The following is a 25,646-nucleotide window of genomic DNA, read 5'->3' as shown; positions in this document are numbered from 1 at the left end:
AAATCGAGCAAACCGATACGCCGATCATTCTCTTCTGCTGCTACCACTACGAATGAACCCCTCCAGCACCGAATCCAGCAACGCCTTGGCCAACTCGGCTTGCTGGGCGAGGCCGATCACCAGGGAATGGTCATTGGCGGTCAGGTGCTGCGCGGCATCGCAGGCGGAGGCCCGTATACAACCGAGCAACAGGCAGGCATGCATCAGCGCGTCTTCCGTGCAGATGCCTTCGCGCACGGTAAACATGCAGTTGCCGTGGTAATCGTGAGGGCCGAAGGCCCTGCCGGCGGTGACGAACTGGGAAAAATCGAAGGGCGGTGGATCGGGGACTGGCTTTTTCATTGCTCAACTCCTATGCGGATGGAGCTGCCGCCATAGCGCTGCGAAACGAATGGGTGGCAGCTGTACGCGGGTTCGCAGACCGGGCATAGGAACCGGCGCACCCGAAGGTGCCCCGCGCACAACCGCCATGACAGGACAGATCGAACGATATCGATCGAAAGCTGAAATGAGGTTCTGGCTATGCTCTGGGCTGCGACACCCGGCCACCGGGAATCAGTGACCGTCGGAGCCTAAGCACCCCTCCGCAGAGGCGCAACAGAGCAACAGGCCGCGCAGTATGATTCAGAAGCGTCTGACAGAAAACGGCCACAACCCATTGTGAAATCTGTTGTTTCGAATGACATTTGAGATCGCATCGCTGGCAAGTCGGAACGCCGAACCGCAGCTCCCACAGGTACGGTGCATGCAGTCCCTGTGGGAGCTGGCTTGCCAGCGATGAGGCCATCAGCCACAGCACATCCACCCGCCCAAGGCCCACCACCCGAGAAGCCCATGCCCTACCTTCTTCTGCTCGGCGCCTTCCTCCTGCTGCTCGACCTGCTTCTCTGGCGCGCCATCCCCGTGGAGCGCCGCAACTGGCGCACCGCCGCCCGGGTCGTGGCCTTCCTGCTGTTCACCGGGGTCCTGCTGAGCGCCGGCATCAGCCCGCTGCAACCCCCGCCCTGGCCTGAAGACCTGGCCCGCAACCTGGTCGCCACCGTCCTGGAAATCACCTGGTGGCTGTTCGCCGCCCGCACGCTGACGGTGGTCATCGGCTTGGTGCTGATCGCCCGCAGCGGCCACACAGGCCGTTTGCTCCAGGACGTCCTCGGGGCCGTGATCTTCCTGGTGGCGATAGTGGCGGCGGCGGCCTACGTGATGCAGTTGCCGGTGAAAGGGCTGCTGGCTACGTCGGGCGTCATGGCCATCGTCATCGGCCTGGCCTTGCAGAGCACCCTGAGCGACGTGTTCTCCGGCATCGTCCTCAACACCACCCGCCCCTACCAGATCGATGACTGGATCAGCATCGACGGCACCGAAGGCAAGGTGATCGACATCGACTGGCGCGCCACCCGCCTGCTCACCGGCAACGGCAGCATGGCGGTGATTCCCAACTCGGTGGCGGCCAAGGCCAAGCTGCTCAATTTCAGCCGCCCCAACGACGTGCACGGCGTCTCCATCAGCGTGGTGGTGCCGGCCAGCGTGCGACCGCGCAAGGTGCTGGATGCCCTGGAAAAGACCCTGCAAGGCAGCAGCGCGCTGCTGTCCACTCCAGCCCCGAAGGCGACGATCAAGACCTCGACCCTGGAGTCGGTGGAGTACGAGGCCAGCGGCTTCGTCGCGCAGATGGGCCAGAAGACTAGCGTGCGCAACCAGATGTTCGACCTCGCCCACCGCCACCTGGTCGCCGCCGGGGTGATCTGGAACCCGGAAAGCGACCTGCGCCCCTGGAGCCGCCAGCGCGGCCTGCTGGAAGACGTGCGCATCTTCCGCGCCCTGAGCAGCGAGGAAAAGGACAGCCTGAGCCAGCGCATGATCGCCGTGGAGTACCCGGCAGACCAGGTGATCCTCGGTGTCGACGAGGCTTCCGACCACGTGCTGGTGATCGGCACCGGCGTGATCTCGGCGTCAGTGCGCGACGGCGAGCACCTGCTGGAGGCCGGGCGCATGGGCCCGGGTGAAGTACTGGGTGTCGAAGGCCTGCTGGACAACGAGGCATCCATCGCCGAGTTCCGCAGCCTGACCAGTTGCCTGCTCTATCGCATCGACAAGGCCGAAGTGCGCAGCTGTCTGGAACAGCGGGATGAAGTGAAGGCGGCACTGAGCAAGCTGCAGCGTTTCCGCCAGGAAAACAGCCAGTCGCTGCGGCTACAGCGACCGGCCGAGATCAAGAAAGGCGGCTTCCTGCACTGGCTGCAGCGCAAGGCCTAGAGCACTACGCGCAGGCATTGCCCGGCGTGGTACAGCGAGAAGCCGGTCTCGTAGAAACCGGTGCGCAGCGCCGGCACCGCCACCGGTTTCATCGGCGAGAACGGGATCGGCAGCGCGGCCGGATCGTCCTGCATCAGGAACCGGGCGAACGCCTTGCCGATCACCGTGCCGGTGGTGTTGCCGCGACCGTTGTAGCCGGTGACCGCGACTATCCCCGGCGCCGGCTCGAACAGGCGCATCAGGTGGTCCGGGGTGAAGTCGATGCAGCCGGTCCAGTGCATTTCCCATTCGACCTTGCCCAGTTGCGGGAAGTAATGGCTCTGGATGCGGTCGGCCCAGCTGCGAATGAACCAGGACGGCTTGTTGTCGACCCGGCCGAGACTGCCCAGCAGCAGGCGGCCCTGGTCGTCGCGACGGATGCTGCTGAGCACGGTGCGGGTGTCCCACGAGCCCTGGCCGTGCTTGAGCACGTTGTCGGCGGCGGCGCCGTGCAGCGGCACCGAGGCGACCTGGTAGTAGTAGCCCCGGAAGAAGTGGCGTTGCAGGTCGGTCCAGTCGCCTTCGGTGTAGGCGCCGGTGGAGATGACCACTTTCTCGGCCTGGACCGAGCCTTTCGCGGTCTTCACTCGCCAGCCCTGGTTGCCGGAACGTTCCAGCCCCTGCACCGGGGACTGTGGATGGATGCGCCCGCCCAGGCGCTCGACCGCCTCGGCCAGGCCACGGGTGTAGCCCATGGGATTGATGGTGCCGGCACGGCGGTCGAGAAGCGCGGCGGCGATCTGCGTGGTGCCGCAGTATTCCTCGCAGCGGGCGCCGGTGAGCAGTTCCACATCGGCGCCGCGGCGTGTCCATTGTTCGTGGCGGGCCTGCAGGTCGGCGACGCCGGTGGCGTTGTGCGCCATGTGCAGGGTGCCTTGGTTGCGCGCCTGACAGTCGATGCCGAGGCGCTGGATCAGGGCGAAGACTTCTGCAGGAGCTTCGCCCAGGACCTTGTTCAGACGGCTGCCCTGTTGCTGGCCGAGGGTGGCCTCGACATCGTCGGGACGGATCCAGGTACCGGCGTTGACCAGGCCGACATTGCGCCCGGAACCACCGTGGCCGATGTCGCGGGCCTCCAGGAGGACCACGGACTTGCCCTGTTCGAGCAGGTGCAGGGCGGCAGAGAGACCGGTGATGCCGCCGCCGATCACGCAGACGTCGGCCACGGCGTCGCTGTTCAGTGCCACGGCAGGCGCCGTAGGCGGGGTGACGTATTCCCACAAGCATTGTTGGCGCAGCTCAACCATTTGGCGGGCTCCCCAGGAGGAATCGTTGGCATTGTTGTTCTGGGCCTGCTTTGCAGGCCTTCGCGAGCGAGCTCGCTCCCACAGGGACAGGGGCGAACCTGCTCGCGATGAGGCCGATCAGTCGAACACGATGCCCTGGGCCAGCGGCAACTCCCGGGAATAGTTCACGGTGTTGGTCTGCCGCCGCATGTAGGCCTTCCAGCTATCCGAGCCGGACTCGCGCCCACCCCCGGTCTCCTTCTCGCCACCGAACGCGCCGCCGATTTCAGCGCCACTGGTGCCGATATTGACGTTGGCGATGCCGCAGTCACTGCCCGCCGCACTCTGGAAGCGCTCGGCCTCGCGCAGGTCGGTGGTGAAGATGCACGACGACAGCCCCTGCGGCACTTCGTTGTTCAGGCGCAGCGCTTCCTCGAAATCATCGTAGGCCAGCACATAGAGGATCGGCGCGAAGGTCTCGTGGCGCACCACCTCGGTCTGCCCCGGCATCTCCACGATGGCCGGCGCGACGTAGTAGGCATTGGGGTACTGCTCGGCCAACTGGCGCTCACCGCCGAACACCTGGCCACCTTCGTCCCGCGCCCGGGCCAGGGCGTCCTGCATCGCCTGGAACGACGCCTTGTCGATCAGCGGACCGACCAGGTTGCCTTCCCGAGGATCGCCGATACGCACCTTGCCGTAGGCGGATTTGACCCGCGCCACCACTTCGTCCTTCACCGAGCGATGCACGATCACCCGGCGCAGGGTGGTGCAGCGTTGCCCGGCGGTGCCGACAGCGCTGAACAGCACGGCACGCACGGCGAGGTCGAAGTCGGCGCTGGGGGCGAGGATCATGGCGTTGTTGCCACCCAGTTCCAGGATGCTGCGGCCGAAGCGCGCGGCCACCCGCGGCCCGACTTCGCGGCCCATGCGGGTGCTGCCGGTGGCGCTGACCAGGGGCACGCGCGGATCGTCCACCAGCGCCTGGCCGGCGTCGCGATCGCCAATGATCACCTGGCTCAGGTCCTGCGGTGCGTCACCGAAGCGGGCCAGGGCCTTCTCGAACAGCGCCTGGCAGGCCAGGGCCGTCAGCGGCGTTTTCTCCGATGGTTTCCACACCACGGCATTGCCGCAGACCAGCGCCAGTGTGGTGTTCCACGCCCACACCGCGACCGGGAAGTTGAAGGCGCTGATCACCCCCACCACGCCCAGCGGATGCCAGCTTTCACGCATGTGGTGGCCAGGACGCTCGGAAGCGATGGTCAGGCCATAGAGCTGGCGCGACAGGCCGACGGCGAAGTCGCAGATATCGATCATTTCCTGCACTTCACCCAGGCCTTCCTGGGTGATCTTGCCGGCTTCCACCGAGACCACCTCGCCCAGGTCAGCCTTGTGCTCACGCAGCACTTCGCCGAACAGGCGGATCAACTCACCGCGACGCGGCGCCGGCACGTTGCGCCAGGCTTCGAAGGCCTGCTGCGCCTTGGCGATCTTCGCTCCGACCGCAGCGGCCGGCTCCAGATGCACCGAAGCGATCACGCTGCCGTCGATCGGGGTGTGAACGGGATGGTTGCCGTTGGTGTAGGCACTGGCCGGGACACCCAGGCGGGCAAGCAATCCATCAACCATGTTGTTCTCCTGCAAGGCGGTGAGAGGTTGTAATCATTGTCAGGGATCAGTATTAATCCGATCACCAAGCCTCAACAAACGACCTTTATTCCGCACATCATTCCCCCAGGTAATGAAGCTGCGACCCGGAGTTACCCATGTCCAAACGCCTGGTGCCGTCGATGGCCGCCCTGCAGTGCTTCGAGGCCGCCGCCCGGCACCTGAGCTTCACCCGTGCCGCCGAGGAACTGCACCTGACCCAGAGCGCGGTGAGCAAGCAGGTGGCACAGCTGGAAGAAATGCTGCGCCATCACCTGTTCCTGCGCATCCGCCGCCGCCTGCAACTGACCCCGGCCGGCGCGCTGTACCTGGCCGAGGTGAACAAGATCCTTACCCAGGTCGACATGTCCAGCCGCTACATCATGTCCTACGGCGAGCAGACCGAAGTGCTCAAGGTCGCCACCCAGCCCAGCTTCGGCGTGCGCTGGCTGATCCCGCACCTGAAGGGCTTCGGCAAGCGCCATCCGAACATCCATCTGGATATTCGCAACGAGATGGAGCCGTTCTCCCTGCTCCAGGCCAAGGCCGACGTGGTGTTCTTCTATGGCCAGGGCACCTGGCCGGGAGCGACCTGCATCGAACTGTTCGGCGAGGAAGTGGTGCCGGTGTGCGCGCCGGAGCTGTTGCCCAACGGGGGGCTGAACGACGCCAGCGAACTGTCCGGCCTGGTCCTGCTGCAGAGCACCACGCGTCCGGAGGCCTGGCACGAATGGTTTCTCGAACAGGGCCTGCATTCGCCCAACAGCTACCACGGCCCGCGTTTCGATACCTTCCATATGTGCCTGAGCGCGGCCCAGGCCGGCTGCGGCGTGGCCCTGGTGCCGAGCTACCTGGCCGAAGCCGACCTCGCCGAGGGCAAGCTGGTGGTGCCCTGGTCGCACCGCATGCGCAGCAACGGCGCGCATTTCCTGGCCTTCTCCGAGCATGCGGCCGAGGTGCCCAAGGTGCGCTGCCTGGTGGACTGGATCGCCGAGCAGGTCGCCGCCAACAAGTCCTGAATTTAAGGAATGATTGCTCGACTTTTTTTCGCTTGAAGTCGATCAGCATTCCTCGTTTTCATGTAGGCGAGCCCGAACCACTCACCAGGAAGCTTGCGATGCCCGCTCAAGATTTCGTCAGCCCGGACCAGATTCGCGCGCGGTTCTCCGCCGCCATGTCGCTCATGTACAAGCAGGAAGTGCCGCTCTACGGCACGCTGCTGGCGTTGGTGAGCGAGGTCAATCGCCAGGTGATGACGCAGCGTCCGGAGGTCGCCCAGGCGTTGCGCTGGACCGGCGAGGTCGAACGCCTGGACCAGGAGCGCCACGGTGCGATCCGCGTCGGCACGGCAGCGGAACTGTCGACCATCGGCCGGCTGTTCGCGGTGATGGGCATGCAGCCCGTGGGTTACTACGACCTCAGCCCGGCGGGCGTGCCGGTGCATTCCACGGCGTTTCGCCCGGTGCACGAGCAGTCGCTGCATATCAGCCCGTTCCGGGTCTTCACCTCGCTGCTGCGCCTGGAACTGATCGATGATCCTGCGCTGCGCGAGTTGGCGCGGTCGATCCTCGACAAGCGCCAGATCTTTACCTCTCGCGCCCTTGAGCTGATCGAACAGAGCGAGCGCGATGGCGGCCTGAACGATGAGGATGCCAACGAATTCGTCGCCCAGGCCCTGCATACCTTCCGCTGGCACCATGAGGCCACGGTGACGGCGCAGGAGTACCAGCGCCTGCACGACCAGCATCGCCTGATTGCCGACGTGGTGGCGTTCAAGGGACCGCATATCAACCACCTGACGCCGCGCACCCTGGATATCGATGCGATCCAGCTCGGCATGCCGGCCCAGGGCATCCCGCCCAAGGCGGTGATCGAAGGGCCGCCGACGCGCCGGCATCCGATCCTCCTGCGCCAGACCAGCTTCAAGGCGCTGCAGGAATCCATCGACTTCCGTGATGCCGCCGGGAGCCATACCGCGCGCTTCGGCGAGATCGAACAGCGTGGGGCGGCGCTGACACCCAAGGGGCGGCAACTGTACGACCAGTTGCTCGATGCGGCCCGCGAGGCACTGGGCGGAGTGCCGGCGGAGAGCAATGCGGATCGCTACATGAGCCTGCTGGCCGAGACGTTCCGCGCCTTCCCGGATGACCTGGGGCAGATGCGCGAGCAAGGGCTGGCGTATTTCCGCTACTTCCCGACCGAGAAGGGCCTGGCGGCCAGCGAGCATCCGGCCAGCCTGGATGCGCTGATCCAGGCCGGTCATGTGCACTTCGAAGCGCTGGTCTACGAGGACTTCCTGCCAGTCAGTGCGGCCGGGATCTTCCAGTCCAACCTGGGAGACGACGGGCAGGCGGAGTATGGGAGCAATGCCAATCGGGACGCGTTCGAGGACGCGCTGGGGCAGCGGGTGCAGGATGAGCTGGCGCTGTATGCCGAGAGCGAGCGGCGCTCGCTCGTTGCCTGCGCCGAGGCACTGGGCCTGCCAGGCCTGGAAGCTTTCACAGGACACCACATCACTCATTGATTTTGCGGAAACTTGTGGGAGCGGGTTCACCCGCGATGGCGTCGGTGATGCCACCATCGTAATCGCGGGTAAACCCGCTCCCACAGGGTCCGCGTTGACCCTGAGCTGTTCTCAGTGCCTTACCCGGAACCGATCCACTTCCTGCCGCAACTGCCCCGCCAACCCTTCCAGCTCCCGCGCCGTCGAGGCCAGGTTGTTGGCCACCTCGCGCTGATCACTGTTGGCCAGGGCAATGCTCTGCAGGTTGTTGCTCAGCACCGTCGCCGTGGCGCTCTGCTCCTGGGTCGCGGTATTGATCGCGGCGAACTGCTCACCGGCACTGCGGCTCTGCTCGTCGATCCGCGCCAGCGCCTCGGCCACCCGGGCATTGCGCTCCAGGCCTTCGCGCATCAGGCGGTTGCCCTGCTCCATGGTGCTGATGGCATGCCCGGTCTGCTGCTGCACGCTGTCGATCATCCCGGAAATCTCGTCCGTGGCCTGGCGGGTCCGCGCGGCCAGGTGGCGGACCTCGTCGGCGACCACCGCGAAACCACGCCCTTGCTCACCCGCCCGCGCCGCCTCGATGGCAGCGTTGAGCGCCAGCAGGTTGGTCTGCTCGGCAATCGCGGTGATCACGCCGACGATGCCGCCGATATCCTGCGAACGCGCACCCAGGATGTCGATGACCTTGGCGGTATCGCCCAGGGCCTCGGCGATCTGCTGCAGCGAGTCCGACGCCTGCTCCATCGAAGCCCGGCCGATGCGGGTCTGCTGGGCGTTGTCGCGGGCCATGCGCTCGGTGTTGCCCATGCTGTCGGCGATGCCCAGCGAGGTGGCGCTGAATTCTTCCACCGCGCCGGCCATGCTGGTGATCTCGCCGGACTGCTGCTCCATGCCGTCGCAAGCCCCGGAGGACAGGTCGGCCAGGGCATGGGCGCGGTTGCCCACCTGCTGCGAGGCCTCGCGGATACGCACGACCATGTTCGCCAGGGCTTCGCCCATGTGGTTGAAGCTGGCGGCGAGCTGGCCGATTTCGTCCTGGCTGGTGACCTTCAGGCGCACGTCGAGATCACCGGCGCCCAAGGCTTCGGCCTGGTGGACCAGGTCGCTCAACGGCCGCAGCTTGCGCCGCAGCAGCCACAGCGTGGCGCCCACCGCCAGCAACATGGCCAGCAGGCTGCCAACGGCCAGGCGGGTGCCAACGCTCCAGGTCACCGCGCGGATTTCCGCCTCCGGCATGCTCGCCACCACGGTCCAGGGCCCGCCGGCAAAGGGTACGGCGACGCTGTAGAGCTGCTCCACGCCGTCATCCCAGAAACGACCTTCTCCGGGCGTGCTCGCCAGTTGCGCCACTTCCTGCTCGCCACCGCGAGCGCCAGCGGGCGGTACCAGCCAGTGCTGCTGCTCGTCGAGCAACGCCAGCGAGCCGGTCTGGCCGATGCGGAAACGCTTGAGGTTGTCGAACTGGGTCTTCTGCGCGTCGGTGTAGTCGAAACCGACGAAGAGGATGGCGATCACCTTGCCGGCGCTGTCACGCACGGGGGTGTACTGGGTCATGTAGAAGCGCTCGAACAGCAGCGCGCGGCCGACATACGGCTGGCCGGCCATGATCCGCGCATAAGCCGGGCTCTGCCGGTCCAGCAGGGTGCCGATGGCGCGGCTGCCGTCCTGCTTGGTCAGCGAGGTGCTGATGCGGATGAAGTCATCGCCGCTGCGTACGAAAATGGTCGCGACGCCGGCGGTCATCTGGCGGAATTCGTCGACCTCGCTGAAATCGTTGTTCAGCGCCTGGCCATCGAGGAACAGTCCGGGCGTGGCCACGCCGGCCACCGGAATCGACGTGCCGGCCTGGACGCTCAGGTCCTTGAAGCGCTTTTCGAACAGCCCGGCCAGGCGCTGGGTACTTTCGCGCAGGGAGTCGTGGAAACTACCGAGCTGGTCGGCCAGCAACCGCGCCTCGCTGGTCAGGTGTTCCTGGCGGGTGACCAGGTTGGCGTGGTCGAGCGAGCGCAAGGCGAACAGGGTACTGCCGCTGATGACGACGGCAAGCACGGCGGCCAGCGCAAGGCCAAGTTGGGAGGCAATCCGGGCGCGGGGTTGGGGCATGAAAACTCCTGGCGAAGAAAGCCGGGATCATCCTGATCGCGGTGCACGATGGGCATGGGCGTTGGGCCTCATCCCGGGCCCTCGCCTCATACTTCGGCGCGCCGGCGCATTACTTGAGCGCTGAGCCCGGTTATTTCGCGCAAACGGTCATTCGCTGTCGTTTGGGTCATTTGCCTGCAACATCGTCACTTCTGGCAACTGCATGGCCCGCGCCTCAGCCTGCAGGAAGTCACTGAGCCGGCGCAGGCGCTCGCCGCCAGGGCGGGTACGCGGCCAGACCAGATAGTAGTCGAGCCCGCTGGCCACCGCCGCCGGCCACGGCAGACTGAGGCGTCCCTGGGCGACGTCCTCGGCGACCATCAGCAGATCACCCATGGACACGCCGTAGCCGCGGGCGGCAGCAATCATGCCCAGCTCCAGGGTGTCGAAGACCTGGCCACCCTTGAGCGAGACCTGTTCGGTCAGGCTCATGCGCGCCAGCCAGGTGCGCCAGTCGCGCTTGTCCGGGGTCGGGTGCAGCAGTTCGCAGGTGGCCAGGCGCTCTACCGTCCAGGGCCCGTCGCTGAGCAGGCCCGGGGCGCCCACCGGCACCAGCAACTCGGCGAACAGCCGGCTCACTTCCCAGTCCGGCGGGAAATGCCCGTCGCCCAGCAGCACCGCGCAGTCGAAGGGTTCCTGGTTGAAGTCGACATGGTCGACATCCATCCACGCGCTGGTCAGTTGCACTTCGTTGCCCGGCTGCAGGTGACGGAAGCGGCTGAGCCGCGCCAGCAGCCAGCGCATGGTCAGGGTCGACGGGGCTTTCATGCGCAAGATGCCTTCCTCGCTGCGCAGGGTGCCGCAGGCCCGTTCAAGCGCGGCAAAGCCTTCGCGCACCCCGGGCAGGAGCAGGCGCGCGGCCTCGGTGAGTTGCAGGCTGCGGCCATTGCGCATGAACAGGCGGCAGGCGAAGTGCTCTTCGAGGGTGCGGATATGCCGGCTCACCGCGCTCTGGGTGATGTTCAGCTCATCCGCCGCGCGGGTGAACGAACTGTGCCGCGCCGCCGCTTCGAAGGCGCGCAGAGCGTACAGCGGGGGAAGACGATGGGACATGGCGAACCTCCGTGAGCGCGCATCTTCGCATGAGTTTTACTCATGCCACCGATCGTTTTTATCCTTTTGTGCGGGTTGACGCAAAGGTCGAGAATCAGCGGCTTGTCACTCACTTTCGGAAAAGGACGCGGAATCATGCAAGCGGCGCCAACCCATGAACTCAAGGCACTGTTGCGGCTGGCCGGGCCGCTGGTGGCCTCGCAGTTGGCGCACATGCTGATGCTGCTCACCGACACCTTCATGATGGCCAGGATCAGCCCCGAGGCCCTTGCCGGGGGTGGACTGGGTGCGGCCAGCTATTCGTTCGTGTCGATCTTCTGCCTCGGCGTGATCGCTGCGGTGGGCACCCTGGTCGCCATTCGCCATGGCGCTGGCGACGCCGAGGGCGCCACCCGCCTGACCCAGGCCGGGCTGTGGCTGGCCTGGGTGATGGCCGTGGTCGCCGCGCTGGTGCTGTGGAACCTGGGGCCGGTGCTGTTGCTGCTCGGACAGCAGCCCGGCAACGTCGAGAACGCCAGCCACTTCCTGTTGCTGCTGCCCTTCGCCCTGCCCGGCTACCTGACCTTCATGGCTCTGCGCGGCTTCACCAGCGCGCTGGGGCGGTCGTCGCCGGTGATGGTCATCAGCCTGGTGGGGACCGTGGCCAACTTCCTGCTCAACTATGCGCTGATCGAGGGTATGTTCGGCCTGCCGAAGCTGGGGCTGGTGGGCATCGGCCTGGTCACGGCGGTCGTCGCCAATGCCATGGCCATCGCCCTGGCCCTGTATATCCGCCGGCATCCGGCCTATGCGCCCTACCCGATCCGGCGCAACCTGGCACGGCCATCACTACCGGCGCTGCGCGAGCTGTGGCGACTGGGACTGCCGATTGGCGGCACCTACACCGTGGAAGTCGGCTTGTTCGCCTTCGCCGCGCTGTGCATAGGCACCATGGGCAGTACCGAGCTGGGCGCGCACCAGATTGCCCTGCAGATCGTCTCCACCGCCTTCATGATTCCGGCGGGCCTGTCCTATGCGGTGACCATGCGCGTCGGCCTGCACTATGGCGCGGACCGCCTGCTGGCAGCGCGCAATGCGGGACGGCTGGGGATCGGCTTCGGCGCGGCGGTGATGCTGGGGTTCTCGGTGCTGTTCTGGGTGATGCCCGAGCCGCTGGTGGGGTTGTTCCTGGACCGCGATGACCCGGCGTTCGCCGAGGTGATCAAGCTGGCGGTAAGCCTGTTGATGGTGGCGGCGTGGTTCGAGCTGTTCGACGGCATCCAGACCATCGCCATGGGCTCGATTCGCGGACTCAAGGATGCCAAGACGACCTTCCTGGTGGGGTTGTTCAGCTACTGGGCGATCGGCGCACCGGCGGCGTGGATCATGGCGTTTCCGCTGGGAATGGGCGCGGTAGGCGTCTGGTGGGGGCTGGCGCTGGGGTTGGCGTTTGCGGCGATCAGCCTGACCCTGGCGTTCGAGTGGCGGATGAAGCGGATGATTGGTGGGGACAGCCAAGGAATAGCCGTTCAGTCCTAAACTGTGGGAGCGAGCTTGCTCGCTCCCACAGTGCTCCAGCGTTCTCACGATTTACTTAGAGCGCGACCGGCCTTTGCGCCGCCGCCAGCAGCAGATACTCCACCAACGGCTCGATCGCCAGCGGCTTGCTGATCAGGTAACCCTGCACCTGGTCGCAGCCGAAGCTGCGCAGCAGGTCCAGCTGCTCCTCGGTCTCCACCCCCTCCGCCACCACATCCAGATGAAGGTTGTGCGCCAGGTTGATCATGGCGTGCACCAGCTTGCGGTTTTCTTCGCGCTGTTCCATGCCGCCGACGAAGCTGCGGTCCACCTTGAGCAGGGCGATCGGCAGACTGTTGAGGTGGACGAAGGACGAGAAGCCGGTACCGAAGTCATCCAGCGAGAAGCGCACGCCAAGCCGCCCCAGGGCATCCATGGTCTGCTTGACCAGGTCGTTGCGACGCATCACCGCGGTTTCCGTCAGCTCGAACTCCAGCCAGCGCGCATCCACGCCGTGCTGCACGATCAGCCGGCTCAGGGTGGCCAGCAACTGGCTGTCCTGGAACTGGCGGAACGACAGGTTCACCGCCATGTGCAGCGGCGCCAGGCCGCGTTCGCGCAGGACCTGCATGTCACGCAAGGCGCGGGAAATCACCCAGTAGCCCAGCGGCACGATCAGCCCGCTCTGCTCGGCCAGCGGCACGAACTCGCTGGGCGGCAGCAGGCCGCGTTCGCCGTGGCGCCAGCGCACCAGGGCCTCCAGGCCGACGATACGGCCCTCGGCCAGATCCAGGCGCGGCTGGTAGTGCAGTTCCAGTTCGTCACGGCGCAGGGCGCGACGCAACTCGCTTTCCAGGTCGGCCAGGCTGCGGGCATTGCGATTGATGCGCTCGTCGAACACGTGATAGGTGCAGCCGTGGGTGCCCTTGGCCTGCTGCATGGCGATGTGCGCGTGCCACATCAGCGGGTCGGCGCCTGCCTGGGCGCGGGCGTGGGCAACGCCAAGGCTGCAGCCGATCAGCAGGCTTTCGCCATCGATCCAGTAGGGCTCGGCCAGGGCTTCGACTATCCGTTCGGCCATGCGCTCGGCGCGCTGCGGATCGCGGCGGGTGTCGATGAGCAGCGCGAATTCGTCACTGCCCAGGCGCGCCACGCGGTCGCCGGCTTCCAGCTGGCTCTTCAGGCGGCCCACCACCTGCAGGATCAGGCGATCGCCGCCCTGGTGGCCGAGGGCGTCGTTGGCGTGGCGGAAGTTGTCCAGGTCGAGGTGGCCGAGGGCAACGCCGCGACCATCGTTCTCGGCCAGGCGCGCCGTGAGCAGGGTCTGGAAGCCCTGGCGGTTGGCGATGCCGGTCAGCGGATCTTCCTCGGCCAGGCGCTGCAGGGTCGATTCCAGCACCCCGCGCTCGCGCACATGGCGCAGGCAACGGCGCACGGTGTCGCTGCCCAGTTGCCCACGCACCAGCCAGTCGCTGACACCGGGTGGCGCCTTGGCCGGCTCGGCGTCCAGCAGCAGCACCATCGGCAGGTCGCAGCGCCCTGGCGCCGGCTGGCGGCCAGGGGTGGTCAACACCACGGCATTGCGGTCGCGGGCGAACAGGCTGTCCACCGACTCCCAGCTCGGTGCCGTCAGCAATACCGCAGTGCCCGCCAGCGGCAACAGAGACTCGCCGAGAGCAATCGCCCACTCGGGTTCCTCAGCCAGCAGAAGCAAACGCAACGGTTCGGCAGGCGTAGACAAGCTCTCTCCTTAGTGACCAACGCGCGGACGCAGACAGGGCGCGGGACAAATCATTTGTTACAACGGCACTAATGTAAATGATTTTCACTTGAAACAACCGCTCTCGCTTCAGGAAAATCCATCCATTTGGAGGCGCATCCTGATGGAAAGTAGCAGAGCCGGCAAATTTAGATATTGTGCTGCGTCACACTGTCAGACGGTCGCGCCATGACGGCGAAGCCCTGTTAAACTGCGCGGCTATTTTTCAGCCACCCCGGTTCACCCCATGTCCCGACTCAATCCCCGGCAGCAAGAAGCCGTGAACTACGTCGGCGGCCCGCTCCTGGTACTTGCCGGCGCAGGCTCCGGCAAGACCAGCGTGATCACCCGCAAGATCGCCCACCTGATCCAGAACTGCGGGATCCGCGCCCAGTACATCGTGGCCATGACCTTCACCAACAAGGCCGCGCGGGAGATGAAGGAGCGGGTCGGCACCCTGCTGCGCAAGGGCGAGGGCCGCGGCCTGACGGTCTCGACCTTCCACAACCTCGGCCTGAACATCATCCGCAAGGAACACCAGCGCCTGGGCTACAAGCCCGGTTTCTCGATCTTCGACGAAACCGACGTGAAGGCGCTGATGACCGACATCATGCAGAAGGAGTACTCCGGGGACGACGGCGTCGACGAGATCAAGAACATGATCGGCGCCTGGAAGAACGACCTGATCCTGCCCCCCGAGGCCCTGGAAAAGGCGCGCAACCCCAAGGAGCAGACCGCCGCCATCGTCTACATGCACTACCAGCGCACGCTCAAGGCGTTCAACGCGGTGGACTTCGACGACCTGATCCTGCTGCCGGTGAAGCTGTTCGAGGAACACACCGACATCCTGGAGAAGTGGCAGAACCGCGTGCGCTACCTGCTGGTGGACGAATACCAGGACACCAACGCCAGCCAGTACCTGCTGGTGAAGATGCTGATCGGCACGCGCAACCAGTTCACCGTGGTCGGCGACGACGACCAGTCGATCTACGCCTGGCGCGGCGCGCGCCCGGAAAACCTGATGCTGCTCAAGGACGACTACCCGTCGCTGAAGGTGGTCATGCTGGAGCAGAACTACCGCTCCACCAGCCGCATCCTGCGCTGCGCCAACGTGCTGATCTCGAACAACCCGCACGCTTTCGAGAAGCAGCTGTGGAGCGAGATGGGCCACGGCGACGAGATCCGCGTGATCCGCTGCAAGAACGAGGAAGCCGAAGCCGAGCGGGTGGCCATGGAGATCCTCAGCCTGCACCTGCGCACCGACCGCCCGTACAGCGACTTCGCCATCCTCTACCGCGGCAACTACCAGGCCAAGCTGATCGAGCTGAAGCTGCAGCATCACCAGGTGCCGTATCGCCTGTCCGGCGGCAACAGCTTCTTCGGACGCCAGGAAGTGAAGGACCTGATGGCCTACTTCCGCCTGCTGGTGAACCCGGACGACGACAACGCCTACCTGCGGGTGATCAACGTGCCGCGCCGGGAAATCGGCTCGACCACCCTGGAAAAGCTCGGCAACTACGCCACCGAGCGCAAGATCTCGATGTACGCCGCCAGCGAGGAGCTGGGCCTGCGCGAGCATCTGGACAGCCGTTTCACCGACCGTCTGCACCGCTTCAAGACGTGGATGGACAAGGTCCGCGAGCAGGTGGCCCTGGAAGATCCGATCGCCGCGCTGCGCAGCATGGTGATGGACATCGACTACGAAAACTGGATTCGCAGCAACAGCTCCAGCGACAAGGCCGCGGACTTCCGCATGGGCAACGTCTGGTTCCTCATCGACGCGCTGAAAAGCACGCTGGAGAAGGACGAGGACGGCGACATGACCATCGAGGACGCCATCGGCAAGCTGGTGCTGCGCGATATGCTGGAGCGCCAGCAGGAAGAGGAAGACGGCGCCGAGGGCGTGCAGATGATGACCCTGCACGCGTCCAAGGGCCTGGAGTTCCCCTACGTGTTCATCATGGGCATGGAGGAGGAAATCCTCCCACACCGCTCCAGCATCGAAGCCGACACCATCGAGGAAGAACGCCGCCTGGCGTATGTCGGCATTACCCGGGCGCGCCAGACCCTGGCCTTCACCTTCGCCGCCAAGCGCAAGCAGTACGGCGAGATCATCGATTGTTCGCCGAGCCGCTTCCTGGATGAGCTGCCGGAGGATGACCTGGCCTGGGAAGGACTGGACGACGCACCGGTAGAGGTCAAGGCGGCACGGGGCAATACGGCGCTGGCGGATATCCGCGCCATGCTCAAACGGTAGATAATCAACCCTTTCAATCGCCCTGGCCCGTGCCGGGGCCTTTTGCTTACATCCGAGGAAACACCCGTGGAAGCACTGCAGCAGAAGATTCGCGAAGAAGGCATCGTGCTTTCCGACCAGGTCCTGAAAGTCGATGCGTTTCTCAACCACCAGATCGATCCGGCGCTGATGGCGCTGATCGGCGACGAGTTCGCCCGCCTGTTCGCCGATTCCGGCGTGACCAAGATCGTCACCATCGAAGCGTCGGGCATCGCCCCGGCGGTGATGACCGGCCTGAAGCTGGGCGTCCCGGTGATCTTCGCGCGCAAGCACCAGTCCCTGACCCTGACGGAGAACCTGCTGACCGCGTCGGTGTACTCCTTCACCAAGCAGACCGAGAACACCGTGGCCATCTCGCCGCGTCACCTGAACAGCAGCGACCGCGTGCTGGTGATCGACGACTTCCTGGCCAACGGCAAGGCCTCCCAGGCGCTGATCTCGATCATCAAGCAGGCCGGCGCCACCGTTGCCGGCCTGGGCATCGTCATCGAGAAGTCGTTCCAGGGCGGCCGTGCCGAGCTGGATGCCCAGGGCTACCGCGTCGAATCGCTGGCCCGGGTGAAATCGCTGGAGGGTGGCCAGGTCACCTTCCTCTGACCTCGGCCGTCCTGGTCCGGATGTAAAAAGCCCGCCGCCACATCACTGTGGCGGCGGGCTTTTTCATGCCTGCAGTTGGCGCTACACGGACTCTGTGGGAGCGGGTTTACCCGCGATTACGATGGTGGCATCACCGGTGCAATCGCGGGTGAACCCGCTCCCACAAGGGTCCGCGTCGCTCTTTTGACCCGCTCTCTGCACGACAGCGCATGAAGGCCTGGGCGGAATCACACAGATCAACGCTCGTGCAGTGCTTCTGCCCTGGCACGGATGATCGGCTTGAGCAGGTAGCTCAGCACGCTCTTCTTGCCGGTGATGATATCCACCGTCGCCACCATGCCTGGGATGATCAGCAGCGGTTTCTCGTCGGTGCCCAGGTGGCTGCGCTCGGTGCGCAGCTTGATCAGGTAGAAGGTGTTCTTGCCTTCCTCGTCGGTGATGGTGTCCGCGCCGATCTGTTCCAGCTTGGCCTTGAGGCCGCCATAGATGGTGAAGTCATAGGCACTGAACTTGACCATGGCTTCCTGGCCCGGATGCAGGAAGGCGATGTCCTGCGGCCGGATGCGCGCTTCCACCAGCAGGGTGTCGTCCAGCGGGACGATCTCCACCAGGTCGCTGCCCGGCTGGATCACGCCGCCAATGGTGTTGACCAGCACCTGCTTGACGATCCCCCGTACCGGCGAGGTGACCAGCGTCCGGCTGACCCGGTCTTCCAGGGCCTTGCCGGTGGCCTGGGCCTTGCTCAGGTCGGTGCGCGCCTCGTTCAGCTGGGTCAGGGCCTCGCTGCGGAACTTGCCGCGGGTTTCGTCGACCTTGCGCTCGACTTCCTTGACCGCCGATTCCGCCCGCGGGATCGCCAGGGAAGTGGCATCCAGCTGGCCACGGGTCTCCACCTCGGCCCGCTTGAGACGCAGTACCTCAACCGGGGAAACCGCCCCCTGGGCCACCAGCGGCTCGGACATGCCGATTTCCTGCCGCAGCAACTGCAGGCTGTTGCGGTACTGGGTCTGCTTGGAAGAGAACTCGCGCAATTCCTGCTGGCGCTGCACCAGCTGCTCCTGCAGGCCGCCGATCTCGTCCTGGAGTTGCTGGCGGCGGCTCTCGTACAGGGACTCCTCGCTGGCGGCCTGGCTCGGCGCCGCCTTGCGCAGCTCCGCATCGATGTTCAGCGGCCGGTCCTCGACCTCGGCACTCAAGCGCTCGACCCGCAGGGCCAGGCCGATGCGATCGGCCTCGGTCTCGCCCACGTTGGACACGAAGCGGGTGTCGTCCAGGCGCAGCAGCGGCGCTCCGGCCTCGACGATCTCGCCTTCACGGGCGTAGATCTGGGCGATGATGCCGCCTTCCAGGTTCTGGATCTTCTGCAGTTTCGACGACGGGATGGCCTTGCCGTCGCCGCGGGTGACTTCGTCGAGCACGGCGAAGTTGGCCCACAGCACAAGGAACACGAAGAACGCGATGATGCCCCAGATGGTCAGGCGGATGATGCGCGGGGCATCCTCCACCAGCGCCTTGTTGACCTCGGGCAGCGGCTCGCCGCCAAACGACTGCGAACCCTTGAAGTAATTCCGCAGGACACGTCCCACGCCTGACTTAAGCAACACTGATCTGCCCCTTCTTCAGCGCATCCATGACGGCGGCTTTCGGGCCATCCGCTACGATCTGTCCACGGTCGACGACGATCAACCGGTCCACCAGCGTCAACAGCGACGCCCGGTGGGTCACCAAAACCACGGTCTTGTGCTCGATCACCGCCTGCAGGCGCTGCTTGAGCCGTTCTTCGCCCGTGTTGTCCATAGCTGCGGTCGGTTCGTCGAGCAGCAGGATCTGCGGGTTGAGCAGCAGCGCGCGGGCCAGGGCGACGTTCTGCCGCTGGCCGCCGGAAAGGTTCTGGCCGCGTTCGCCGACCTGCAGCTCATAGCCCTTGGGGTGCAGCCGGGCGAATTCATGGACGCCGGCCAGCTCGGCGGCCTGCAGGACCATCTCGTCCTCGACGTAGCGCGCGCCGCTGACCAGGTTGTCGCGCAGGGTGCCGGCGAGCAGCTGGATATCCTGGGCCACGTAGCCGATGTTGTGGCGCAGCTCGCTGACATCGATCTGGCGGATGTCCACACCATCCACCAGCAGCGAACCGGCATCGGCTTCGTACAGGCCGACCACCAGCTTGGCCAGCGAGCTCTTGCCCGAGCCGCTGCGGCCGATGATGCCGACCTTCTCGCCCGGACGGATGCTCAGGTTGATGCCCTTGAGCGCCAGGTTCTGCTGGTTGGGGTAGGTGAAGTCGACACCGCGGAACTCGATGGCGCCCTGCAGCACCTGGCGGCTCAGCGGACGTTCCTCGAAGTTGCGCTCCTGCGGCAACTCCATCATCTGGTCGGTGGAGACCATGGTGACCTTGGCCTGCTGGTAGCGGGTCAGCAGCCCGGCGAGCTGGCCCAGCGGGCTGAGGGCACGGCCACTGAGCATGTAGCAGGCGATCAGGCCGCCCATGCTGAGGTTGCCGGCCATGATCTGGTACACGCCGAAGCAGATCAGGGCGACACCGGCCATCTGCTGGATCAGCAGGGTGATGTTCATCGCCAGGCCGGACAGCACTTTCACCCGCAGTTCCAGGCGGCTGAGGGTGCCGATGGTCTGCTCCCACATGTACTGGCGTTCGCTCTCGGCGTTGTTGACCTTGACCGCGTCGAGGCCGGCGAGGGTCTCGATCAGGCTCGACTGGCGCTCGGAGGCCAGGGCCATGGTCCGCTCCAGGGTCGCGGTGAGGGGTTTCTGCAGGGCGTAGCCGATGCCCAGGGCCAGCGGGAATGCCACGATCGGGATCCACACCAGGTGCCCGCCGATGATGCCGATCACCATCAGGATCAGGAGGGTGAACGGCAGGTCGATCAGGCTGGCCAGGGTCAGCGAGGCGAGGAAGTCGCGCAGGCCCTGGAACTCGTGGATGTTCTGGGCAAAGCTGCCGACCCGCGCCGGGCGGTTCTTCATCGACATGCCGACGATGCGTTCGAACAGCGTGGCGGAAATGATCAGGTCGGTCTTTTTCCCCGCAAGGTCGAGGCAGAGGCTGCGCAGGCCCTTGAGGATCAGGTCGAAGACATAGGCGCCGGTGATGCCGATGGCCAGCACCCACAGGGTCGAGGTGGCCTGGTTGGGGACGACGCGGTCATAGACGTTCATCACGAACAGCGGCGCGCCCATGGCGATCAGGTTGATGATCAGGCTGGCGGCGATCGCGTCGGCATACAGCCACTTGGAGCGCTTGAGGGTGTCACGGAACCAGGAACGGGCCCGGGGGATCAGGTTGCCGTGGTTGACGTCGAACTTGTGCTGCGGCTGGGCGAAGAAGACGCGGCCGGCATAGTCGCTCTGCAGGGCCTCACGAGTGACGTGGACCTCGCCGCCGTCGCTCTCGCTGAGCAGCAGGCGCGCGGTGTTCTCGTTCTCCCAGCCAAGCAGGATGGTGCTGCGACCGTCCTTGAGCAGCAGCATGGCCGGCATGGCGATGCTCGGGATCTGCTCCAGCTTGCGCTGCAACAACCGCCCTTGCAGCCCGGCCCGCGCCGCAGCCCGTGGCAGCAGTTCGGGGCTCAGGCGCTGCGAGGGCAGCGGCAGGCCGGTGGTGAGCATCGCCCGGCTGGCCGGCTTCTGGTGCAGCACGCAAAGCGACAGCAGGCTGTCCAGCAACGGGTCGTCGTGCTGGCTTCGCGGATCATGGGTGAGCTGGGTTCGACTGACTTCTGATTCCACGCGAACTTCTCTTGCTGGCGGGTGAGGGAGGATCTCAATTCAGCCCGGGCAGGTTCACCTTGGGCTTGAGATCGTTCTGCACGACCGTTGCCATTGGCGCCACGACTCCCTGGCTCTTGAGCAGCGATCCAATGGTCGCCTTGATCCGGTATTGAGTAAACAGTTGAACGCCTTTCACTTCAGCCAATCGACGTTGCGCGGTGAACAGTTCGTTCTCGCTGTCGAGCAGGTCGAGCAAGGTGCGTTCACCGAGGCTGAACTGGCTCTGGTAGGCCGAGCGTACCTTGCTGCTGTGATCGACATATTGCTGCGCGATCGGCACCTGGGCATCGGCGTTCTGCATAGCATTCCATGCCAAGCCTAACTCTTCGTTGAGCTGACGCAAGGCATTGTTGCGAATATCCAGCGCCTGGCCGGCCATGAAGGCCTTGGACTCCAGGTCGGCCTTGTCGCTGCCGCCGTCGAACAGGTTGAAGCTCATGCGCACCATGGCTTGCCACTCGTTGTTGTGCCCGTTGAGGCCATCGACGTCGTTGTTCGCCGCACGCTCAAGCTCGGCGTCGAAACGCGGGTAGAAGCGCGACTTGGCCGCGTCGTACTGCTTGTCGGCGGCGGCAATGTCCGATTCGGCCGAGCGCAGCGCCGGGTTGTTCTCGACCATCTGCTGGCGGGCCTCGTCGAGGCTGGCAGGCAGCAGGTCGATGAACGGCGCCGGCGCGGTCAGTTCATCGGGCAACTGGCCAACCACGCTCAGGTAACTGGTTTGTGCGTCGGCGAGGTTGGTTTGTTCCGTCAGCAGGTTGTTTTTCGCACCGGCCAGACGCGCTTCGGCCTGGTCCATGTCGGCCTGGCGACCGACGCCGCGCGAGGTGCGCAGCTGGATCTGGTCGTAGATGCGCTCGTGGCTGCGCAGATTGGCCTCGGCCAGGCGCACCATCTCGCGGCGGGTCAGTACGTCGATGAAGACTCGGGCCGTCTGCAATGCAGTGCGCTCGGAAGTGTCCAACAGCGCATATGCCCGGGCATTGGCGGTGGCTTGTTGACGCCCGACCTCACTGGACGTGGCAAAGCCGTCGAACACCATCTGCCGCAACCGCACGCTGGACTCGCCACGGTTCAGGGTTTCCCAGTGATCGCCACCGGTGCCGCGGGTACTCGGGCTGTCGGTGCTCTCCCGGCCATAGCCGGCCAGGACATCGACCTTGGGCAGGTAGCCACCCTGGGCGACCCGCACCTGCTTGTCGGCGGCCAGACGACCGTTGATCCCGGCCTGTACTTCAGGGTGCGCTTCAAGGGCCTGCTGCATGGCTTGCGGCAAGGTTTGTGCATTGACGAGGGTGGCGAGCAGAGCGAAGGGGACGGCAGTGAAAACGGACAGACGCATTTCGTTTTTCTTCCCTAGGGACGGCTTGTCCCACATCAGAGCAAAACATGGCATCCCGCCAGAAAATGGCTATAAAGGGAAACCGCGTGTCGGAAATTTCCTAGTGAGAACCCCATCACAGATCGTAGGGGCTTCACCTCTTGAAATATCAATGTGACATTAGTAAGCCGATTGTTTAGGATGGCGAACTCAGGGTCAATACTTTGACGAAAAAGAATTTCAAAGCGACCCAAGCCATAAAATTGACATAAAACAGATTTTCAGTCGCCTTGCGCAACTTTCCAAGCAGATAGCGGCACACATCAGCCCAATCGCGTATGGAAGCCACATAGAACGGTTAGTTCGGAGAGTGTCATGAGCAGTGTTGTCGCCATCGTCAAACGTGTTGTTGGCCAAGTCATCGCCGTTTCCCCAGAAGGTGTTCAGCGAATTCTTATCGAAGGCGATCGCCTGTTTGCTGGCGACCAGGTTTTGACGGGCCTCTCCGGTGCCGTGAGCCTGGAGCTTTCCGACGGCCGCACCCTCGACCTGGGTCGCGAGAGCCAGTGGAGCGCCGACAGCCCGACCTCGACGACCGACCTGGAAGAGGCCACTGCTCAGGCCGCGCCTTCCGTTGAAGAGCTGCAACAAGCCATCGCCGCCGGTGCCGACCCGACCAAAGACCTTGAAGCGACCGCTGCGGGCACGCAGTCCGAGGGCGGCGGTGCGCCGGGCGGCGGCCACAGCGTGGTGATGCTGGACGCGACGGCGGCGGTGGTTGACCCGACGATCGGCTACGAGACTGCAGGCCTGAATTTCGCCGCCGCGCTGGATGACGAGCTCACGGGCGCCACGGACACTACCGCCAATAACCTGACCACCGCCGACGCTACCCCGCTGGAAAGCCGCCTTGTGCTGAGCGCAACGCCAAACGTTTCCGAGGCCGGCGGCGCGCTGGTCTACACGGCGACCCTGACCCAGGCAGCGACCACCGACCTGCAGGTCACCCTGTCCAATGGCTCGGTGATCACCATCGCCGCCGGCCAGTTGAGCGGCAGCGTTACCGTGGTGGTCCCGGCAAACGACAACGTCTATATCGACAACCGTCAGATTTCCACCACCATCGTCGGCACCAGTGGCGGTAGCGGTCTGACGGTCACCCCGGATCCGACCCCGGCGGTCACCACCATCACCGACACCCTCGACACCACCACGGTCAGCCTGACTGCGGGCGGCAGCGTCACCGAGGGCGGCACGATCGTCTACACCGCCAGCCTGAACAACCCGGCGCAGACCGCCGTGACCGTGACCCTGTCCAACGGCTCGGTGATCACCATCGCCGCCGGCGAGTCCACCGGCAGCATCCAGGTGCCGACCGCGGCCAATGACGTCTACGCCAACGGCAGCACCGTCAGCACCACCATCACCGGGGTTTCCGGGGGCAACTTCGAGAACCTGGTACCGAGCACCACGCCTGCGGTGACCACCATCGTCGATTCCATCGACACCACCACCGTCACCCTGGGCGCCAGTGGCAGCGTCGCCGAGAACGGCGTCATCACCTATACCGCCAGCGTTACCGCGCCAGTCACTGGTTCGCCGGTCACCGTGACCCTGTCCAATGGCCAGACCATTACCATCGCGGTGGGCGAGTCGGTCGGCAGCGTGCAGGTCACCGCACCGAACGACGTGTACAACGGCGCCAGCCCGATCAGCACCACCATCACTGGCGTGAGCGGCGGCAACTACGAAAGCCTGGTGGCCAGCACCACCCCGGCGGTGACCACCGTCACCGACAGCGTCGACACCACCACCGTCAGCCTCGGCGCCAACAGCAGCGTCGCCGAGAACGGCGTCATCACCTACACCGCCAGCGTCGGCGCGCCGGTCACCGGCACTCCGGTGGTCGTGACCCTGTCCAATGGCCAGACCATCACCATTCCCGTCGGCGGCACCAGCGGCACGGTGAGTGTCAGCGCGCCGAACGATGTCTACAACGGCGCGGCACCGATCAGCACCACCATCACCGGCGTGGCCGGTGGCAACTTCGAGAACCTGGTAGCCAGCCCCGCTCCGGCCGTGACCACAGTCACCGACACGACCGACACCACCACCGTCAGCCTCGGCGCCAGCCCGAGCGTGGGCGAGAATGGCACGATCACCTACACCGCCAGCGTCACCTCGCCGGTGACCGGCGCACCGGTGATCGTGACCCTGTCCAACGGCCAGACCATCACCATCCCGGTGGGCGGCAGCAGCGGCTCGGTCAGTGTCACCGCGCCGAACGACGTCTATAACGGCGCGCCGGCGATCAGCACCACGATCACCAACGTGACCGGCGGCAACTTCGAAAGCCTGGTGGCCAACCCGGCCCCGGCCGTGACTACCGTCACCGATAGCGTCGACACCACCACCGTCAGCCTGGGCGCCAACAGCAGCGTCGCCGAGAACGGCGTCATCACCTACACCGCCAGCGTCGGTGCGCCGGTGACTGGCACCCCGGTGGTCGTCACCCTGTCCAATGGCCAGACCATCACCATTCCGGTGGGGGGCACCAGCGGCACGGTCAACGTCACCGCGCCGAACGATGTCTACACCGGCGCGGCGCCGATCAGCACCACCATCACCAACGTGACCGGTGGCAACTTCGAGAGCCTGGTGGCCAGCCCGGCCCCGGCAGTGACCACCGTCACCGACACGACCGACACCACCACCGTCAGCCTCGGTGCCAGCCCGAGCGTGGGCGAGACCGGCCTGATCACCTATACCGCCAGCGTCACCTCGCCGGTGACCGGCGTGCCGGTGATCGTGAACCTGTCCAACGGGCAGACCATCACCATTCCGGTGGGTGGCACCAGCGGCACCGTGCAGGTCGCCGCACCGAACGACGTCTACAACGGCGCAGCGCCAGTCAGCACCACCATCACCGGCGTGACCGGCGGCAACTTCGAAAGCCTGGTGGCCAACCCCGCCCCGGCAGTGACCACCGTCACCGATACCACCGACACCACCGGCCTGACCCTGACGGCCACCGGCACCGTCGCCGAAGGCGGCAGCATCGTCTACACCGCGACCCTGACCAATCCGGCCGGTACGGAGATGAAGATTTCGCTGAGCAACGGCGAGACCATCACGATCGGCAAAGGCCTGAGCGAAGGTTCGATCACCTTCCCCGCTCCACAGAACACCGTGTACGTGGACGGCGGCAACGTCAGCGTGACCATTACCGGCACCACCGGCGGTGACTTCGAGCACCTGGAAGTCAGCCCGACTGCGGCTGTCACCGCTGTAACGGATTCGATTGATACGTCGACTGTCACCCTGACCGCCACTGCTTCGGCTGTGGAAGGTGGTGTTGTCACTTACGTCGCGTCCGTAACTTCGCCGGTTACTGGCACCCCACTGGTCATCAGTCTGGCGAACGGTCAGTCGATCACCATTCCGGTCAATGCTTCGAACGGCTCGGTCGACTTCATCGCACCGAACAACGTGTTGAATACCAACACCCCGCTGACCAA

16 protein-coding genes and 1 pseudogene are annotated in these 25,646 nt (G+C 65.3%); 7 read left to right on the top strand and 10 right to left on the bottom strand.

The window, feature by feature from the left end; genetic code table 11:
* Positions 1-24 precede the first annotated feature (24 nt).
* Entirely contained in the window at positions 25-342 is a 318-nt protein-coding gene (locus tag V0R59_RS29165) for a DUF6124 family protein (RefSeq protein WP_330078007.1), read from the bottom strand.
* A 492-nt stretch (positions 343-834) separates the two neighbouring features.
* Between V0R59_RS29165 and V0R59_RS29160 the strand changes: the two genes are divergently transcribed.
* Positions 835-2,253: a mechanosensitive ion channel family protein gene (locus V0R59_RS29160; protein ID WP_330078006.1), complete on the top strand. Its 1,419-nt coding sequence runs from the start codon at positions 835-837 to the stop codon at positions 2,251-2,253.
* Here the strand turns inward: V0R59_RS29160 and amaA are convergent.
* Positions 2,250-3,539, bottom strand: coding sequence for an L-pipecolate oxidase (amaA, locus tag V0R59_RS29155; RefSeq protein ID WP_330078005.1), 1,290 nt, complete (start codon positions 3,537-3,539; stop codon positions 2,250-2,252). The genes V0R59_RS29160 and amaA overlap by 4 nt on opposite strands.
* Before the next feature lie 117 nt (positions 3,540-3,656).
* On the bottom strand, positions 3,657-5,147 hold the full coding sequence (gene amaB, locus V0R59_RS29150) for an L-piperidine-6-carboxylate dehydrogenase (RefSeq protein WP_330078004.1): 1,491 nt from the start codon (positions 5,145-5,147) through the stop codon (positions 3,657-3,659).
* 137 nt (positions 5,148-5,284) lie between these two features.
* On the opposite strand from amaB, the gene V0R59_RS29145 reads away from it, so the two are divergent.
* Positions 5,285-6,184, top strand: a complete 900-nt coding sequence (locus V0R59_RS29145) for a LysR family transcriptional regulator (protein WP_330078003.1) — start codon at positions 5,285-5,287, stop codon at positions 6,182-6,184.
* 98 nt (positions 6,185-6,282) lie between these two features.
* The gene (gene hglS / locus V0R59_RS29140) at positions 6,283-7,689 is read left to right on the top strand and encodes a 2-oxoadipate dioxygenase/decarboxylase HglS (protein WP_330078002.1); all 1,407 of its coding nucleotides are present in this window, start codon (positions 6,283-6,285) and stop codon (positions 7,687-7,689) included.
* A gap of 111 nt (positions 7,690-7,800) precedes the next feature.
* On the opposite strand, the gene V0R59_RS32110 is transcribed toward hglS, so the two are convergent.
* From V0R59_RS32110 to V0R59_RS29130, 3 genes and pseudogenes are all read right to left on the bottom strand, one after another.
* Positions 7,801-8,532: a methyl-accepting chemotaxis protein gene (locus V0R59_RS32110; protein WP_375547419.1), complete on the bottom strand. Its 732-nt coding sequence runs from the start codon at positions 8,530-8,532 to the stop codon at positions 7,801-7,803.
* A gap of 135 nt (positions 8,533-8,667) precedes the next feature.
* A pseudogene (locus V0R59_RS32105) lies at positions 8,668-9,774 on the bottom strand (Cache 3/Cache 2 fusion domain-containing protein); the annotation flags it as partial.
* Positions 9,775-9,921: 147 nt separating this feature from the next.
* Complete coding sequence (locus tag V0R59_RS29130) at positions 9,922-10,866, bottom strand: LysR substrate-binding domain-containing protein (RefSeq protein ID WP_330078000.1); 945 nt, start codon at positions 10,864-10,866, stop codon at positions 9,922-9,924.
* A 135-nt stretch (positions 10,867-11,001) separates the two neighbouring features.
* On the opposite strand from V0R59_RS29130, the gene V0R59_RS29125 reads away from it, so the two are divergent.
* The gene (locus tag V0R59_RS29125) at positions 11,002-12,384 is read left to right on the top strand and encodes a NorM family multidrug efflux MATE transporter (protein WP_330077999.1); all 1,383 of its coding nucleotides are present in this window, start codon (positions 11,002-11,004) and stop codon (positions 12,382-12,384) included.
* A gap of 55 nt (positions 12,385-12,439) precedes the next feature.
* Here V0R59_RS29125 and V0R59_RS29120 read toward each other — a convergent pair whose 3' ends face one another.
* Positions 12,440-14,104: a putative bifunctional diguanylate cyclase/phosphodiesterase gene (locus V0R59_RS29120; protein ID WP_330077998.1), complete on the bottom strand. Its 1,665-nt coding sequence runs from the start codon at positions 14,102-14,104 to the stop codon at positions 12,440-12,442.
* A 265-nt stretch (positions 14,105-14,369) separates the two neighbouring features.
* Between V0R59_RS29120 and rep the strand changes: the two genes are divergently transcribed.
* Together rep and V0R59_RS29110 are read left to right on the top strand one after the other, a co-directional pair.
* Positions 14,370-16,379 carry a DNA helicase Rep gene (gene rep, locus V0R59_RS29115; RefSeq protein WP_330077997.1) on the top strand — a complete coding sequence of 670 codons (2,010 nt, stop codon included), beginning with the start codon at positions 14,370-14,372 and terminating at the stop codon, positions 16,377-16,379.
* Between the two features lie 66 nt (positions 16,380-16,445).
* Positions 16,446-17,015 carry a xanthine phosphoribosyltransferase gene (locus V0R59_RS29110; protein ID WP_330077996.1) on the top strand — a complete coding sequence of 190 codons (570 nt, stop codon included), beginning with the start codon at positions 16,446-16,448 and terminating at the stop codon, positions 17,013-17,015.
* A gap of 236 nt (positions 17,016-17,251) precedes the next feature.
* Here V0R59_RS29110 and V0R59_RS29105 read toward each other — a convergent pair whose 3' ends face one another.
* From V0R59_RS29105 to V0R59_RS29095, 3 genes are read right to left on the bottom strand one after another with little or no spacing between them, the layout of a single operon-like run.
* Positions 17,252-18,619, bottom strand: a complete 1,368-nt coding sequence (locus V0R59_RS29105; RefSeq protein WP_330077995.1) for an HlyD family type I secretion periplasmic adaptor subunit — start codon at positions 18,617-18,619, stop codon at positions 17,252-17,254.
* Positions 18,609-20,765, bottom strand: coding sequence for a type I secretion system permease/ATPase (locus V0R59_RS29100; RefSeq protein ID WP_330077994.1), 2,157 nt, complete (start codon positions 20,763-20,765; stop codon positions 18,609-18,611). Before V0R59_RS29100 ends, V0R59_RS29105 begins: the two co-directional genes overlap by 11 nt.
* A 34-nt stretch (positions 20,766-20,799) precedes the next feature.
* A complete protein-coding gene (locus V0R59_RS29095; protein WP_330077993.1) occupies positions 20,800-22,149 on the bottom strand; it encodes a TolC family outer membrane protein in 1,350 nt (449 codons plus the stop codon).
* Positions 22,150-22,503: 354 nt separating this feature from the next.
* On the opposite strand from V0R59_RS29095, the gene V0R59_RS29090 reads away from it, so the two are divergent.
* Positions 22,504-25,646 (top strand): retention module-containing protein (locus V0R59_RS29090; RefSeq protein ID WP_330077992.1); only part of this gene is annotated, 3,143 nt, incomplete at its 3' end.

The sequence above is a fragment of the Pseudomonas ulcerans genome, from assembly GCF_036324125.1.
GTDB lineage: Bacteria > Pseudomonadota > Gammaproteobacteria > Pseudomonadales > Pseudomonadaceae > Aquipseudomonas > Aquipseudomonas ulcerans.
The sequence above is the reverse complement of the archived record's forward strand: the minus strand, read 5'-3'. Positions and strand labels throughout refer to the sequence as shown.

What these genes read in the sequence shown, in the direction of transcription:
- V0R59_RS29095 (WP_330077993.1), bottom strand. Translation starts at nt 22,149, where the DNA reads ATGCGTCTGTCCGTTTTCACTGCCGTCCCCTTCGCTCTGCTCGCCACC.
- amaB (WP_330078004.1), bottom strand. Translation starts at nt 5,147, where the DNA reads ATGGTTGATGGATTGCTTGCCCGCCTGGGTGTCCCGGCCAGTGCCTAC.
- V0R59_RS32110 (WP_375547419.1), bottom strand. Translation starts at nt 8,532, where the DNA reads ATGGCCGGCGCGGTGGAAGAATTCAGCGCCACCTCGCTGGGCATCGCC.
- V0R59_RS29125 (WP_330077999.1), top strand. Translation starts at nt 11,002, where the DNA reads ATGCAAGCGGCGCCAACCCATGAACTCAAGGCACTGTTGCGGCTGGCC.
- V0R59_RS29145 (WP_330078003.1), top strand. Translation starts at nt 5,285, where the DNA reads ATGTCCAAACGCCTGGTGCCGTCGATGGCCGCCCTGCAGTGCTTCGAG.
- hglS (WP_330078002.1), top strand. Translation starts at nt 6,283, where the DNA reads ATGCCCGCTCAAGATTTCGTCAGCCCGGACCAGATTCGCGCGCGGTTC.
- amaA (WP_330078005.1), bottom strand. Translation starts at nt 3,539, where the DNA reads ATGGTTGAGCTGCGCCAACAATGCTTGTGGGAATACGTCACCCCGCCT.
- rep (WP_330077997.1), top strand. Translation starts at nt 14,370, where the DNA reads ATGTCCCGACTCAATCCCCGGCAGCAAGAAGCCGTGAACTACGTCGGC.
- V0R59_RS29165 (WP_330078007.1), bottom strand. Translation starts at nt 342, where the DNA reads ATGAAAAAGCCAGTCCCCGATCCACCGCCCTTCGATTTTTCCCAGTTC.
- V0R59_RS29160 (WP_330078006.1), top strand. Translation starts at nt 835, where the DNA reads ATGCCCTACCTTCTTCTGCTCGGCGCCTTCCTCCTGCTGCTCGACCTG.
- V0R59_RS29130 (WP_330078000.1), bottom strand. Translation starts at nt 10,866, where the DNA reads ATGTCCCATCGTCTTCCCCCGCTGTACGCTCTGCGCGCCTTCGAAGCG.